The sequence below is a fragment of the Alteromonas infernus genome, assembly GCF_902705815.1.
Window position 1 is genome coordinate 110280 of sequence record NZ_CACSIG010000054.1, and the last position, 14924, is coordinate 125203.

Sequence of the window (14924 nt, forward strand, 5' to 3'; positions counted from 1 at the left end):
CACGCTCTACAACCATTAATCGTCCATATCAATCGACACGTTAGACAGCGTACCTAGGCTTGAGCCATCGCTGGTATCCAGCTTAATCATTAAGCGTAAATCATTCGGAGAGTCAGCATGATGCAGCGCCTGATCCATGTCAATTCGGCCGGCCTTGTAAAGGTCGTAGAGCGCCATATCAAAACTTTGCATGCCCTGCTCTTTGCCCTTTTTCATGGCTTCTTTCAACGCGCCTATTTCATTGCGCTGAATAAGGTCACGCACTAATGGTGAATTAAGCAGTATCTCGATGGCAGCCACACGCCCTTTACCGTCTGGCGTCGGCACCAGTTGCTGGGCAACAATAGCACGAATGTTCAAGCTTAAATCAAAGCGCAGCTTGTCGTGCTGATCTTTAGGCGCTAAGTGCATAATACGCTCTATGGCTTGGTTCGCGTTGTTCGCATGCAGCGTTGCCACACACAGGTGGCCCGTATCGGCGAACGACATGGCATATTCCATGGTTTCCATAGACCGAATCTCACCAATTAGAATAACGTCTGGCGCTTGTCGTAACGAGCTCTTAAGCGCATCGTCGAATGACTGGGTATCAATACCCACCTCACGCTGTGTAATCACACAGTTTTTATGCTCGTGTACAAATTCAATAGGGTCCTCAATGGTCAGTATATGCCCGTGAGAGTTTTCATTCCTATGCCCAATGAGTGCAGCTAGCGAGGTTGATTTACCCGTACCTGTCCCACCTACGAATAGAACAAGACCGCGCTTAGACATGATAATTTCTTTTAATACTCGGGGTAGACCCAAGTCATCGGCTTTCGGTATTTGCGTCACAATACGACGGATAACCATACCCGCTTGGTCTCGTTGCCAAAACGCAGAACAACGAAAACGACCAATGCCATCACGCACGATAGCAAAATTGCATTCCTTCGACGTATGAAACTCGTCTCGCTGCTTATCGGTCATGGCTTCATGAACCAGCGCGAGTGATGCCTCTTCTGACGTTGCGCTATCAGTGACAGGGGTAAGTTTACCATTTATTTTAGCGCTAACCGGAAAGCCCGCAGTGACAAATAAATCTGACGCGTTGGTATCAACCATTTTTTGAAGTAGTGAATCTAGCATAACGGCCTCTAGAAATTGTTCATCGACTGTTTATCCACTGACTTTGCAGCCGCGTCTTCTTTACTTATAACTCCCATGGCGACCAGGCGCTGTAAGCACTGATCCATGGTTTGCATACCGTGGGCCTGACCGGTTTGGATAACCGAATACATCTGAGGCACTTTATCTTCGCGAATGAGGTTACGAATAGCTGGGATACCTACCATGATTTCGTGAGCCGCCACTCGGCCTCCCCCTACTTTCTTTAGCAGTGTTTGAGAAATAACCGCGCGTAAAGACTCAGATAACATAGAGCGCACCATGGCTTTTTCTTCTGCAGGAAAAACGTCAATAATCCGGTCAATAGTTTTAGGCGCTGAGTTAGTATGTAGCGTACCAAATACTAAGTGACCTGTTTCCGCGGCCGAGATAGCAAGGCGAATGGTTTCGAGGTCACGCAGCTCACCGACAAGAATAACGTCTGGGTCTTCACGTAACGCGGAACGCAATGCATTGTTAAAAGAGTGGGTATCGCGATGCACTTCACGCTGGTTTACCAAACTGAGCTTATTGTCGTGCACGAATTCGATGGGGTCTTCAATGGTCAGAATATGTTCGCGTTTGTGCGTATTAATATGGTCGACCATGGCCGCCAAGGTAGTACTTTTACCCGAACCTGTGGCACCGGTTACCAGCACAATACCTGTAGGCTGATTGATGATCTCTTTAAATATTTCCGGGGCACCAAGGTCGTCTAACGTTAATACTTTGCTGGGGATAGTACGCAGAACAGCGGCGGCACCGCGGTTCTGAACAAAGGCATTGACACGAAAACGAGATAACCCATTCACTTCAAAAGAAAAATCGGTTTCTAAGTTTTCTTCGTATTCTTTGCGCTGCATGTCGTTCATAATCTCGTAAACGAGACTATGTACTTGCTTGTGATCGAGGGCAGGCACGTTCAGTTTACGCATCTCGCCATCTACACGAATAATTGGTGGTAGGCCCGCTGATAAGTGTAAATCTGAGGCGTTATTCTTAACACTGAAAGCCAAAAGTTCGGTAATATCCACAACCACTTCTCCAAAACAAGGTGAATAATGCAAACAATAGCAGAAAGACTAAATTCCGCACGAAAAGGAATAGACCAAGCCGCTAATAGTGCACATCGTCCACCAAATTCCGTTAAATTGCTAGCGGTTAGCAAAACAAAACCCGTATCAGATATCATTGAAGCGTATGAAGCGGGACAACGAATGTTTGGTGAAAACTACGTGCAGGAAGGTGTTGAAAAGGTTCAGGAACTTTCCAACCTCGACAATATCGAGTGGCATATGATTGGCCCTATTCAGTCGAATAAAACTAAAGTAGTAGCCGAACATTTCGATTGGGTACAATCGGTAGACAGAGAAAAGATTGCGCGAAGATTAAATGAACAGCGCCCAGAATCACTGCCGCCCTTAAACGTGTGCATACAGGTTAATGTCGATGACGAAGACAGTAAGTCGGGTGTTTCGCTTAGTGAATTAGCTTCGCTAGTTGAGTTTGTTTCATCGCAAGAGCGCCTTTGTCTGCGAGGGTTGATGGCTATTCCAAAGGCAAACCCTGACGATGAGCAACAGCGTCAAACCCTATCTAAGCTCAAAGAATTATTTGACCACTACCATACATCACTGAGCAATTTTGATACCCTATCCGTAGGAATGAGTAGTGATATGGTAGAGGCCATCCACCATGGGTCGACTATGGTAAGAGTTGGGACGGCTATTTTTGGTAAGCGAGATTACCCAAACCGGTAGCGTAAACTCGTCACTACACAAACTAAAACGCAACCAACAAATAGGATTTACATGCAACAGAAAAAATTAGCATTTATTGGCGCGGGCAATATGAGCCGCAGCATCATCAGTGGTCTTATCAAATCTGGATATGCAAAGGAAAATATTCTTGCTGCCAACCCATCAACGCCCAAGCTTGATGGCTTAAAAGCCGAGTTTGGTATTCACACCACACAGTCAAACGATGAAGCCTGCCAATTCGCTGATGCCATTGTGCTTGCGGTAAAACCACAAATTATGGGTGATATGTGCGGCGAACTGCAAAAGAATAACGATCTATCGGGTAAGTTATTCTTAAGCATTGCAGCCGGTCTACCCGTTGCACGATTGCAAGAAATGCTGGGCGGTGAATACCCTGTTGTTCGCATTATGCCAAATACACCAAGTTTGCTAGGTAAAGGCATGTCGGGTATGTATGCCGATAGCACAGTTTCTGAAGCAGACAGACAATATGTTGACGATGTGATGAACAGCGTTGGCGAAACCGTTTGGGTAAATGAAGAAGCGGGCATTAATGGTGTGATTGCCGCAGCGGGCAGTAGCCCAGCGTATTTCTTCTTGTTCTTACAAAACATGCAAGAAGAAGCCATGAACATGGGCTTTGACAAAGAGCAATCGCGCTTAATGGTGCAGCAAGCGATGCTCGGTGCAGCCGAAATGGTTTGTAACAACCCAGACCTTGAATTAAGCGAGCTTCGCGCCCAAGTTACGTCAAAGGGCGGCACGACAGCAGAAGCCGTCAACACTTTCATTAATGAAGGGTTAAAAGACATTGTCAGCAAGTCAATGCGCGCAGCAGTTGCACGTGCTGACGAAATGGCAAAACAGCTATAACGTTTTAGGAACAACTTAACATGAACGCAACGGTATTTTTGGTTGATACCTTATTCAACCTTTATTTGATGGTGGTTATTCTGCGCCTTTGGTTACAAATGGTACAGGCAGACTTTTATAACCCGCTGAGTCAATTTGTAGTAAAAGCAACCCACCCTATTGTGGGGCCGTTGCGCCGCATCATTCCTTCAATCGGCAGGTTTGACACTGCCACCTTTGTACTTGCCGTAGCTGTTTGCGCGTTAAAATTAGTTACGCTCGGGCTTATGTTTGGTGGTAGTCTTAACCCCATCGGCATTGCTATTTTGTCGGTCATTGGCGTAGTGAAAGAAACCTTGTCTCTGATGTTTTGGGTTTTGCTATTACGCGCCATTTTAAGCTGGGTTTCACAAGGCCAGTCGCCTGTGGACTATGTGCTTTATCAACTTACTGAGCCTTTTTTAGCTCCTATTCGAAAAATCATCCCACCTCTTGGCGGGTTAGATTTATCAGTGCTCATTGCCATTATCGCATTACAGTTTTTACAGCTTCTGATCCAAGACACCTTCCCCATGTAACTAATGGCAAAGGTTATATTCGACAGTACATTAAGCGGTAAAAATTTACGCTTGAATAATGGTAAACGTACAATAGGTTTTATTATGAGTAAGTTGAAATTAGGCTTGGTTGCGCTGCTAGCGGGTATATTATCTGCCCTAAGCGCCTCTGCGTTCGCTGAACAAAAGCAAACGCTTGGAGAGTGGGACGTGCACTACATGGTGGTAAGTACGCCCTTTTTAACACCGGAAGTGGCAGCAAACTACGGCATTGTAAGAAGTAAGTTTAACGCACTGGTTAACATTTCTGTGCTAGACAAAGTTTCAGGGGCGGCCCAGCGCGCTGACGTGACGGGTACGGCGAAGAACTTAATAGGTAACGCCCGTAAGCTCACCTTTAAAAAGGTAGAGGAAGGCGATGCTATTTACTATTTAGCTGTATTGCCGTTTCGCGACCAGGAAACCTTCAGGTTTGAAATTGATGTTCAAAAAGGCTCGAGTAAACAAACCTTAAAATTCCAACAAAAAATGTACGTTGATGAGTAGCCCTTTATTGGCCTTGTGTTACTAACATAGCAACACAAGTCGCAACGTTTAGCGCAAGGATTTGGCGCGTTAATAAGAAAAACCAAACTAAAATAGATAAGCGAGATAACCGTTAAGTGGGTGTCTCGCTTTTTTATTATGTTAAAAATTTGCCAGCTTTGCTTTACCAATTCGTTACAGTAGTAAATAATCAAAACAACTGGTCGGGCAAGTTCACCTACTCACGCGCCATAATAAAACGTTGTGCGCCAACTGCCCTCATAACCAATAACAACAGAGAATAATTATGAGCACGCCCTCACCGCAGCCTTCGCCTTTTTACCCTAACTTATTAGCCCCGCTAGACTTGGGCTTCACCACACTGAAAAACCGCACGCTAATGGGCTCTATGCACTTGGGTCTGGAAGAAGAAAAAGGCGGGTTTGACAAGCTTGCGGCGTTTTACGCCGAGCGAGCTAAAGGAGGCGCAGGTCTTATCGTAACCGGTGGGATAAGCCCTAACATTTCAGGCTGGGTAGCCCCTTTTGCCGGCAGAATGACCCGCTCTCGTCATGCTAAAAAGCACCGCGTAATTACCGATGCCGTGCACCAAGAAGACGGTAAAATCTGTATGCAAATACTGCATTCAGGTCGCTACGGCTATCACCCTTTAGCGGTTTCTGCTTCGCCTATGAAATCGCCTATCACGCCATTTAAACCTCGTGAGCTTTCCTCTCGCGGCGTAAGAGGCACCATTAAAGATTACATTAAGTGCTCAAGCCTTGCGCAAAAGGCGGGGTACGATGGCGTTGAGATCATGGGTTCTGAAGGCTACCTCATTAACCAGTTTTTTTGTGAGCGCACCAACCACAGAAACGATGAGTGGGGCGGCAGTTTAGAAAATCGTGCGCGTTTAGCCCTAGAGATAGTAAAAGGCGTTCGTGAAAAAGTGGGCACTAACTTCATTATAATCTATCGCTTGTCTATGCTGGATTTGGTTGAAGGCGGGGCAAAGTGGGATGAGGTGGTCTACTTAGCCAAAGAAATTGAAAAGGCAGGGGCAACGCTTATTAATACCGGCATTGGCTGGCATGAAGCGCGAGTGCCAACAATTTCGACTTCCGTACCGCGCGCAGCGTTTACCTGGATCACCCAGCGTATGAAAAAGGAAGTGTCTATTCCCCTTGTTACCACTAACCGAATTAATACTCCAGAGGTAGCAGAGTCGGTGTTGGCTGAAGGCCATGCTGACATGGTGTCGATGGCACGACCATTTCTTGCCGATGCACATTTCGTTGCCAAGGCCATGCGCAATGAATCTAAGCTTATCAACACGTGTATTGCATGTAATCAGGCGTGCCTAGACCATGCATTTGAACAAAAACGTGCTAGTTGCCTGGTAAACCCTCAGGCCTGCTATGAAACCGAACTGACCTTTACGCCTACCCAAGCCAAGAAAAAGCTAGCGGTTGTAGGAGCTGGCCCTGCTGGGTTGGCGTTTTCTATGTATGCCGCCGACCGTGGGCACGAGGTACACCTATTTGATAAAGCGAGTGAAATTGGCGGCCAGTTTAATTATGCAAAACAAGTACCTGGCAAAGAAGAGTTTTACGAAACTCTACGCTATTTCGATAACCAGCTAGCTCGCGTTGGCGTGACGATTCATCTTAACCACGAGGTTAATGCTGAAAGCCTTTTAAATATGGGCTTTGATGAAGTTGTGTTGGCAACAGGTATAAACCCACGCAAGCTGACAATTGAAGGGCACGATCACCGAAAAGTAATGAGTTACTTGGATGTGCTTCGCGACCATAAACCGGTTGGAAAAAAAGTCGCAATTATTGGTGCGGGCGGCATAGGCTTTGATGTGGCCGAGTTCTTAGTTGAACATGAGCACTTGGCACAAGACAAGGAAAAATGGCTGGACCATTGGGGAATCGATAAAGGTTATTCAGCGCCTGGCGCGCTAAAAGAAAAAGCCATAGAGCCCTCTGAGCGTGAAGTGTATTTACTACAACGTAAGACCTCAAAAGTCGGAAAAGGACTTGGCAAAACAACGGGCTGGATCCATCGTCAGTCATTGAAACATCACAATGTTCAAATGATAAATGGCGTGAGCTACGAAAAGGTGGACGATGAAGGTCTACACGTCTTTATTAACGACGCGCCGAAGGTGTTGCCTGTAGACAATATTATCGTGTGTGCAGGGCAAGAGCCCTTTAAGCCACTACAGCAACCGCTTGAAGAGGCTGGCGTAAGTGTTCACATTATTGGCGGTGCCGACGTAGCGGCTGAACTCGACGCTAAACGGGCTATTCGCCAAGGCGCTGAGCTAGCAGCCCGAATCTAGAACTGATCGAACATGATAGCGTTGCCGTCTGGGTCTTTGACAATTAAATGCCCAGGGCCGCTATCACCTTTTACAGGAACTTCTAGGGCTACCCCCTGCTCCACTAAGTTAGCTTGAAGGGCTCTCACGTCATTGGGATTAAAAGTCATGATGTTGTCTTCAAACATCCCCTCAAACAAGCCAATCATGGTAGACCCGTTTTTCATCATTAACCATTTATCTTCAATAGATCCACAGGAGGGCATGGCTTCGAAACCCAGTGCTTCATAAAATGTTTTCGATTTACTGATATCCTTAACGGCTAAACTCAACGAAAAAAGCCCTAATTCCACGTTTTCTCTCCATTACTTTTAGTAAAAAACTGTCTACTTATTACTCTAGTGAAGGGATGCAACAAGATCACTGCCATTGGTCGCAAAAACTAAAAAGCCAGTAAGGTCTATACTTACTGGCTTTAAGATGTTTTAAGATTTACTTATTTTCTGGTTATTTACGCGCTTTTTTGACTCGCGATCCATCGGTCAATTTTCTGCTCTAAAATAGCCAGTGGAATACCGCCTGTGTTGAGTACTTGGGCGTGGAATTCACGAATATCGAAATCATCGCCAAGGGCTTTTTCAGCACGAGCGCGCAGCTCTTGAATCTTAAGTGCGCCAACTTTATAAGACAGCGCTTGCGAAGGAATAGCGATATAACGCTCTACTTCTGCTACCACTTCCGTACGCGTCATACCTGAGTTATCAAGCATGAAGTCGATGGCTTGTTCACGGGTCCAACCTTTAGCATGAATACCGGTATCTACTACCAAACGCATTGCGCGAAGTTGTTCGTCTTGAAGCGTGCCGTAACGGTTCCACGGGTCTTCAAAGAAGCCCATTTCATAGCCTAGCGTTTCAGAATACAGCGCCCACCCCTCGCCAAACGCAGGTAGGAAACTAAAGCGCATGAACGACGGTAGCGCTTCATTTTCTTGCGCAAGACTCACTTGGAAATGATGACCTGGCGCGCCTTCGTGTAGGTATAAGGTAACGTTGCCCGTTGTTAAGCGGCTTGGCAAGTCGTACGCGTTAAAGTAGAAGGTTCCCGGGCGAGAACCATCTGGGGTGCCCGGCTGATAAGAGCCACCCGCGCTAAATTGCTCAATAGCAGGGTCGTAGGGCTTTATTTCTAACTCAGACTTAGGCAGCAATGAAAAGTATTGGTCAATTTTTTCGTCCACTTCACGACCAATATCATAATAGCTCTGGGTTAGCGCCTCACGACTTTCAGGCTTAAACTTGGGATCGGTGCGCACATAGTCGAAGAACTCGTTTAACGTGCCTTCAAACTTTACTTCGTCTTTAATTTCAAGCATGTCATTTTTGATACGCTTAACTTCTTTTAAGCCCAGCTTGTGAAGCTCATCAGGCGTCATTGGCAGTGTCGTTGAACCTTCTACCATCAATTGATAAAGCTTTGCACCACCTTTCATATCGCTAAGGCCAATACTTTCACGGGCAACAGGCAAATACTCATCCCGAAGAAAGTCGCGCATACGCGTGGTTGCATCGTAAATCTCTTGCGTCGCTTTCTCGTAGTCAGCGCTCAAACGCGCTTTTTCCTCGTCGGAAAAGCTCTCTGGAAACATGGTGATTGGTCCCCAGAACTGCGACTCTTTGATAGGGATAGCCAGCTGAGTATCAAACTGTTTTATCACACGGTCGATAGTTAGCTTAGTTTCAAGCACCCCACTTTCCATCCCTTCGCGAAACTTACCAATAGCACGGTCAGAAATCGCGATGTAATCCTTATGGCGAGATAAATTGTTCTCGTAATCTTCTACCGTTTTAAATGGTGCAGCGCCCTTTCCGCTCGCAAACGTAGGGTAAAAGGTATGGAATCCACTGAAGTGGTTCACAGGACGTACTTCTGTAAGCGCTTCAATTTCGTCTGACGACATCTTTAGCGAGCGTTCTTGGTTGTATTTAAATACATCGTAGGCAAGCTTATCAGTATCGCTTAACTTGCTGCGGTCAATTTGTTTAAGTTCTGACAAATTAAGCTGTGTAGCCGTTTTTCCCGCTAATGCGTGGGAGTCTGTCAAGAAGTCACCCATTCTGTCGGCATAGCGCATATCACCACGGAAAATCGCCATAATCGGATTAAGCTCTATATTTCGCTGATCAGCGGCAGCAAACAAGGCGAAGAGCTTCTCATGCTCAGTGTGCGCCGCTTTGGCGACCATTTCATTATCACCCTGATGATTGTGCGCATAGGTAACCGCAAGCGGTGAACTTAACGCAATTGCAACTGCACTGCTAACTAGCAACGTTTTGAATAATTTCATGATATTTCCTTGGATAGGAGCTTTTGCTCTGTCGTAATTATTATTGGCACTATATAGGCTAAACAATAAAACCTATCTTATTGAGCGGGTAAGTGCGACATTTCGCCGCGCCACGCACGCTCATAGGCTTCTCGTGACAGTACACGTTGTGCGTAGTCACTTATATTTTGAAAGTCGATTGCTAACTTACTGCCCTTAGCCCACGCTAAAATATGCCCTGCAATAACGTCGGCCATAGTAAACATGTTACCGCAAACAAATTCGTTACCGCCAAGCATAGAAGCAAACACCCTGAGCGCACGCTGAAACTCCCACGCACTAACGCCGTGCATTTCCTCCAATCTTTGCGATTCGGGTAAAGCAAACGTGTGCTTGGCTAAATTCCAAACCGGCTGTTCTAGCTCACTGGTGAGAAATAGCATCATCTCTTCGTACTTAGCCCGCGAGAAACTGCCAGGCTCGGGAATAAATTCTTGCATACCGTGGCGCTCAGCCAAGTAAGTGACAATGGCAGCTGACTCAGACAGTGTGCCCTCGGGGGTTGCCAATACCGGTATTTTCGCCGATGGGCTTACTGCTTTATATTCATCAGACAAATGCTGACCTTGTTTCAAGTCGATTAGTTTGTATTCGTAAGGTAAACCAATTTCTTCCAGCGCCCACGCTACACGAACCGAGCGGGTTTTAGGGTAACCGTAAAGTGTATACATGCCCTTGCCTCTAATGTGAATTTATATGCGCTAACTGTAAGGCTAATAGGATAAAAGTGCTACTTAGATATTGTTACTGAGTTTTACCGCCGTAACATGAATCTTCCATCTGTACGTCTTCAAAGAAATGAAACGTCCAAGGTAAAGCATACAGTAACTTTTTCATACACAGGGTATAACCCTTTCATTATGCGCTGCGGTTAATTTTGTTTAGCTAAACGCTGGCTTCCTTAGAGTCTACATTGGTAAAGGCCTTAACAGCTTTGCTGTAGAGTTCGCGCAACTGGTTTACTTTATGCTCGTTAAGGTTTGTAGTTTTCAAAAATACGTCATTAATCTAGTGAAGGAGAACACGATGAAAAAACGTTTATTATCTACCCTAGCAGGGTCTATCTCACTGATTCTAAGTGCAGGCAGCTTAGCAGGTCATCACCAACACGAAGGAAAAGAGGTGGTGATGAATAACCTTAAAACCAACCAGAGCATGGGTACTGTAAAGGTAAGCAGTTACGACGATGATGGTGTGGTTTTTACGCCTAACCTTTCCGGTTTAACGCCGGGTATACACGGGTTTCATGTTCATCAAAATGGTGATTGCTCAACGGCTATGAAAGACGGGTAAAAAAATACTTGGTGGTGCTGCCGGCGGACACTTCGACCCAGAAGATACCAATAAACACAGAGCTCCATGGTCTGAGAAAGGGCACGAAGGCGATCTTCCCGTGCTGTATGTTGATGAAAACGGAAAAGCCACGCAGCCTATTTTCGCCCCAGAGCTAGAGCTTGAAGATATTGAAGGTCGTGCACTTATGATTCACGCAGGCGGCGACAACTACTCAGACTCCCCTAAAAAACTAGGTGGTGGCGGCGAACGCGTTGCTTGTGGCCTAATCGGTAAATAGGTTAATGGCAGTTAACCGCTAGCTACCCTAACAGAAGCGTTTAAACTAAAAGCCCCCGGTAATCAAACATCTCAATTACTGGGGGCTTTTTACATCTAAATTTTTAAGCGGATATAAATAAAGCTCGCTAACAGAAGCGAGCTTTTTTAAATGTGTTTACTGTTTTCTAGCGCCTAGCGCGTTTACCTCAACGCTCAGTGCTAACACCTCAGCTATTATTTAGCTTATATTCCAACGTAATGTTGGCATTAAGTAATTGAGACACAGGGCAGTTTTCTTTCGCTTCCTGAGCAATCTTCTCAAACTCGTCTTCTGTGATACCTTCAACTTCAGCGTCTAATGTTAACGCCGACTTGGTAATTTCAAAACCGTCATCACTTTTGTCTAGGCTTATTTTGGCAGTGGTATTTAATTCGCCGTCATCATACCCTGCATCGGATAATGCAAAAGAAAGCGCCATGGTGAAACAACTCGCATGGGCGGCACCAATCAATTCTTCGGGGTTAGTCCCTTTTCCATCTTCAAAACGTGTATTAAAACCATAGGGCTGATTAGATAAGGCGCCCGTTTCCGTAGAAATACTGCCCTTTCCTTCTTTACCCAACGGTTTGTATGCTGCACTACCTGATTTGACTATCGACATATTATCTTCCTTACTTTCTACTTAATTAAATCTGAGCCAAGCTCTTTTAGAGACCTGAACAAACGACAACCGGCTGCACGAAGTAAAGCAACGTTTGATTAGCGTTAAGCAAAACTGAACTACTTCACAGAGTGAAATCACACGTTGTCGCGTATTTTGACTCACACGTAATTGCTGAGATGCAAGTGCTCTGCCGATCGAAAGACTCTTACTACAATCCCTGTCATGGCTGGGCTACAGAGCAGTCGGGCGAAATAGGATGGCGTTCACTTTGCTACCAGTGAATGCAGACTACAGAGTCTGATGAAAATTTTACTTACCCTCTTTTGGCATTAATTGTTTTCGATTCTAGTGCGATACTGTTAATCGCTAGCTAAGCTCTTCCATTTGTAAGCGAGAAAAGGTGATGTTTCAAACTGCGATGAAATTAATTGCAGCCTAAACCGTTCTTTGACCCTTTTGATGACAGAGGGCAGTTTTGCGACAAAGGTCCCAGCTACCTAAGCGCTATTTTTGTTGCGAACGATAAAGAACGTGCTATCGCCGAAAAAACAAAAGCTGACGTAATCACCCAGTTTCCGAATAAAGACGTGGTGACACCAATACTTGATGCATCTACTTTTTATCCAATTAAAGGTGATGAAATAGGTCTCCAAGATTTCTATAAGAAAAGTCCTGTTCGGTACAAATTCTACCGTTGGAACTGTGGTCGCGACCAGCGCTTAAAAGAAATCTGGGGCGACAAAGCCATGGGAAAATAAAATAGTGTACAGCGAGTTTGTCTAAGCATAAATCTCAACGCTTCGACTCAACGTATTGCTAATACTCTATGTAAACAAATGGATATTGATGCTATAGCAATATGAGGAGATGTGTATGTTTAGCGCTAGCCCAACGCTCGACTTGATATGTAGAGGCTTTTTCCTAACTGTTATGGCAATGGTATGGGTAGTATTACTGATTCGTATTAACGGCTTACGTTCTTTTTCGAAAATGACAAACTTCGACTTCGTAATGACGGTAGCGGTAGGCTCATTGCTCGCCAGCGCTTCTCAAACGACCACGTGGGAAGCGTTTTTGCAAGCCATGGTTGCTATGGCCGCCCTATTTATTGTGCAATCGGTTAGCGCCAGACTACGTAGACGGTCTGATAAAATTGAAGCAATAATGCAAAACACGCCGGTTATTTTAATGAGAAACGGCGAAATTATTGACGGCGCGCTTGAAGAAACTCGGGTGGCACGCAGCGATTTGCTCGCTAAGCTTCGGGAAGCTAACGTATTAGACTTAAATGAAGTGAGAGCAGTAGTCCTTGAAACTACTGGCGACATCTCGGTGCTCCATGGCGAGCACTGTTCAGAAGCCTTGCTAAAAGGTACGAAAAGCATAAAAAGCTAACTATTTATCGCCCGTTTAGCCTGCGTAATAACTATAAGAAATGCAAAGCGCACCAGTATATTACGCCAAAAACGGCGACGCCGAAGAATACAGGCAGGCCCAATGCCTTGGTCTTACGCCAAACGAGTATTGTTATCACAGTTGCAACGCCTGTGGCTATCCAACTGGCCGCAGACGGGGCTTTAGGAATAAGCGAAGCGCCCAACATAGCTGCAATCATCAATGGACCTAGCACACTTAACCAAGTAGGCAAGCGCGCTTGGGTATTGTTGGCCTTGTGTTTGTTGAAGTGACGCTGTGTCCATAATAACGGCGCTACGCGCAACACGTAGGTGCCTATCGCCGCCACGATAATTGCTATCCAAATATCAGTTTGCATGAGACTGCGTCCTTTCAACATGGGAAGTAAGCAAATAGAACGTGAGCGCACCGCATAGCGCCGCCAGCGGAATAGCTGCATTTTTAAAAACTACTAAGCGCAACAAAAAAGCGCTATGGATATCGTTACCAGCAAGGTAACGCTCCACAGTTTATTAGAAAATTTTGGCGCTAATAACACAACAAACAACGCCGGTAAGGCAAAGGGCATCACGCTATCAAGAATTGGCCATTTCTGTGTAAGCGAGTCTCCCGCTATACCTCCAAGTGCTGTACCCAGAATCCAACTAAACCACGCCACCATTGATACACCTTTAAACCAATCTACTTTCTTGGTGTCTTCCATAGAAGGTAAACGTGTATGGGCTAGCGCAAAAATTTGATCAGTAAGGCCATGCATTAAATAGGGCCACGCTTTGCTTTGCGGTAAATAAGGCACTAAGTTGGGCGCGTAAACCACATGGCGTACGTTGACCAATAGTGTCATACACACGGCTAGCCAAAGGGGAGCACCTGATGCCACCATGGCAACTAAAAGAAATTGCGACGCACCTGCGTAAATGAACACAGAAATTAGCGTAGCCTCTAATGTTGAAAAGCCAGCTTGAATGGCAATAACGCCGAATGAAATGGCTACCGGGATATACCCTCCGAGCAAGGGTAACCCATCTATGATCCCCTGCTTTAGCCCACTTTTTGATGAAACCTGGCTCATTTTATTGCCTCTTTGTGATAAACGATAGTGATAAGGCACGTTACCCACTCATCTTGAGTTTTGTAGACGTGAGGTAAATCGGCGCTGAAAGCAATACTTTGACCGGGTAGCAGTAGTTGGGTACTGCCAATATTCCCTGCTTCTAACGTACCGCTTATCACGGTAATGGTTTCTTGTGTTCCAGTCGCGTGAGCCTCGGCTTCTCGCCGCGTATTAGGTGCAACAGACATCCAGTAAGCATCGACATTGGGTACTCCCTGCCCTTGCTCAATGAGACGCACTTCTACTCCGTTCTCTCCCACGCTTGTGCTAAGGGGCTGCACAAGTTGACCAAATGGCACGTCTAATTGCTTAGCTAATCGCCAAATAGTATCTAACGTAGGATTACCGTTACCCTGCTCTAGCCTAGAAAGATTTGACTTGGCAATACCTGCCCCTGCGGCTAATTGCGACAGCGAGACACCTTTATCTTGCCTAAGTTTCTTAAGATGCCTACCTAGAATATTAAGGGTGGCTTGATTCACACGGCGCCAACTTATATTTGTTCTATTTATGGAATGTTCTATATATAGAACAATTTAAAGTCAAGAAGTTTGTTTTTTAATGTGATTGTAGGTTTGAAAACATAAACACGAATATAGCGGTTAACCCGACTGAAAATG

Annotated in this window: 15 protein-coding genes and 2 pseudogenes; 8 read left to right on the plus strand and 9 right to left on the minus strand. The window is 45.5% G+C overall.

Annotation, left to right across the window (positions count from 1 at the left end; genetic code table 11):
• Nucleotides 1-15: 15 nt before the first annotated feature.
• Complete coding sequence (locus ACX5J7_RS13105) at nt 16-1128, minus strand: PilT/PilU family type 4a pilus ATPase (RefSeq protein ID WP_012519492.1); 1113 nt, start codon at nt 1126-1128, stop codon at nt 16-18.
• Between the two features lie 8 nt (nt 1129-1136).
• Nucleotides 1137-2180: a type IV pilus twitching motility protein PilT gene (locus ACX5J7_RS13110; RefSeq protein ID WP_012519493.1), complete on the minus strand. Its 1044-nt coding sequence runs from the start codon at nt 2178-2180 to the stop codon at nt 1137-1139.
• Between the two features lie 27 nt (nt 2181-2207).
• Here ACX5J7_RS13110 and ACX5J7_RS13115 point away from each other — a divergent pair, with 27 nt between their 5' ends.
• From ACX5J7_RS13115 to ACX5J7_RS13135, 5 genes are all read left to right on the plus strand, one after another.
• Entirely contained in the window at nt 2208-2906 is a 699-nt protein-coding gene (locus ACX5J7_RS13115; RefSeq protein ID WP_012519494.1) for a YggS family pyridoxal phosphate-dependent enzyme, read from the plus strand.
• A gap of 51 nt (nt 2907-2957) precedes the next feature.
• On the plus strand, nt 2958-3779 hold the full coding sequence (gene proC / locus ACX5J7_RS13120) for a pyrroline-5-carboxylate reductase (protein WP_012519495.1): 822 nt from the start codon (nt 2958-2960) through the stop codon (nt 3777-3779).
• Between the two features lie 20 nt (nt 3780-3799).
• A complete protein-coding gene (locus tag ACX5J7_RS13125) occupies nt 3800-4336 on the plus strand; it encodes a YggT family protein (RefSeq protein ID WP_012519496.1) in 537 nt (178 codons plus the stop codon).
• Nucleotides 4337-4420: 84 nt separating this feature from the next.
• Nucleotides 4421-4861, plus strand: coding sequence for a DUF4426 domain-containing protein (locus ACX5J7_RS13130; RefSeq protein WP_015067845.1), 441 nt, complete (start codon nt 4421-4423; stop codon nt 4859-4861).
• A gap of 286 nt (nt 4862-5147) precedes the next feature.
• The gene (locus ACX5J7_RS13135) at nt 5148-7190 is read left to right on the plus strand and encodes an NADPH-dependent 2,4-dienoyl-CoA reductase (RefSeq protein WP_012519498.1); all 2043 of its coding nucleotides are present in this window, start codon (nt 5148-5150) and stop codon (nt 7188-7190) included.
• On the opposite strand, the gene ACX5J7_RS13140 is transcribed toward ACX5J7_RS13135, so the two are convergent.
• From ACX5J7_RS13140 to ACX5J7_RS13150, 3 genes are all read right to left on the minus strand, one after another.
• Nucleotides 7187-7522: a VOC family protein gene (locus tag ACX5J7_RS13140; protein ID WP_024016798.1), complete on the minus strand. Its 336-nt coding sequence runs from the start codon at nt 7520-7522 to the stop codon at nt 7187-7189. The genes ACX5J7_RS13135 and ACX5J7_RS13140 overlap by 4 nt on opposite strands.
• A 158-nt stretch (nt 7523-7680) precedes the next feature.
• Complete coding sequence (locus ACX5J7_RS13145; protein ID WP_012519500.1) at nt 7681-9516, minus strand: DUF885 domain-containing protein; 1836 nt, start codon at nt 9514-9516, stop codon at nt 7681-7683.
• A gap of 77 nt (nt 9517-9593) precedes the next feature.
• The gene (locus ACX5J7_RS13150) at nt 9594-10226 is read right to left on the minus strand and encodes a glutathione S-transferase family protein (RefSeq protein ID WP_020744141.1); all 633 of its coding nucleotides are present in this window, start codon (nt 10224-10226) and stop codon (nt 9594-9596) included.
• A gap of 355 nt (nt 10227-10581) precedes the next feature.
• Here ACX5J7_RS13150 and sodC point away from each other — a divergent pair.
• Nucleotides 10582-11128 (plus strand): annotated as a pseudogene (gene sodC / locus ACX5J7_RS13155) (superoxide dismutase [Cu-Zn] SodC).
• Nucleotides 11129-11336: 208 nt separating this feature from the next.
• Here sodC and ACX5J7_RS13160 read toward each other — a convergent pair.
• Complete coding sequence (locus tag ACX5J7_RS13160) at nt 11337-11771, minus strand: OsmC family protein (protein WP_012519503.1); 435 nt, start codon at nt 11769-11771, stop codon at nt 11337-11339.
• A 452-nt stretch (nt 11772-12223) separates the two neighbouring features.
• Here ACX5J7_RS13160 and ACX5J7_RS13165 point away from each other — a divergent pair.
• A pseudogene (locus ACX5J7_RS13165) lies at nt 12224-12532 on the plus strand (peptide-methionine (S)-S-oxide reductase); the annotation flags it as partial.
• 115 nt (nt 12533-12647) lie between these two features.
• Nucleotides 12648-13169, plus strand: coding sequence for a DUF421 domain-containing protein (locus tag ACX5J7_RS13170; protein ID WP_024016802.1), 522 nt, complete (start codon nt 12648-12650; stop codon nt 13167-13169).
• A gap of 31 nt (nt 13170-13200) precedes the next feature.
• On the opposite strand, the gene ACX5J7_RS13175 is transcribed toward ACX5J7_RS13170, so the two are convergent.
• The 3 genes from ACX5J7_RS13175 to ACX5J7_RS13185 form a co-directional block, all read right to left on the minus strand.
• A complete protein-coding gene (locus ACX5J7_RS13175) occupies nt 13201-13548 on the minus strand; it encodes an AzlD domain-containing protein (RefSeq protein ID WP_012519506.1) in 348 nt (115 codons plus the stop codon).
• Between the two features lie 93 nt (nt 13549-13641).
• Complete coding sequence (locus tag ACX5J7_RS13180; RefSeq protein ID WP_498707318.1) at nt 13642-14262, minus strand: AzlC family ABC transporter permease; 621 nt, start codon at nt 14260-14262, stop codon at nt 13642-13644.
• Nucleotides 14259-14786, minus strand: coding sequence for a helix-turn-helix domain-containing protein (locus ACX5J7_RS13185; protein WP_020744144.1), 528 nt, complete (start codon nt 14784-14786; stop codon nt 14259-14261). The genes ACX5J7_RS13180 and ACX5J7_RS13185 overlap by 4 nt, the downstream gene beginning before the upstream one ends.
• Between the last annotated feature and the right edge of the window lie 138 nt (nt 14787-14924).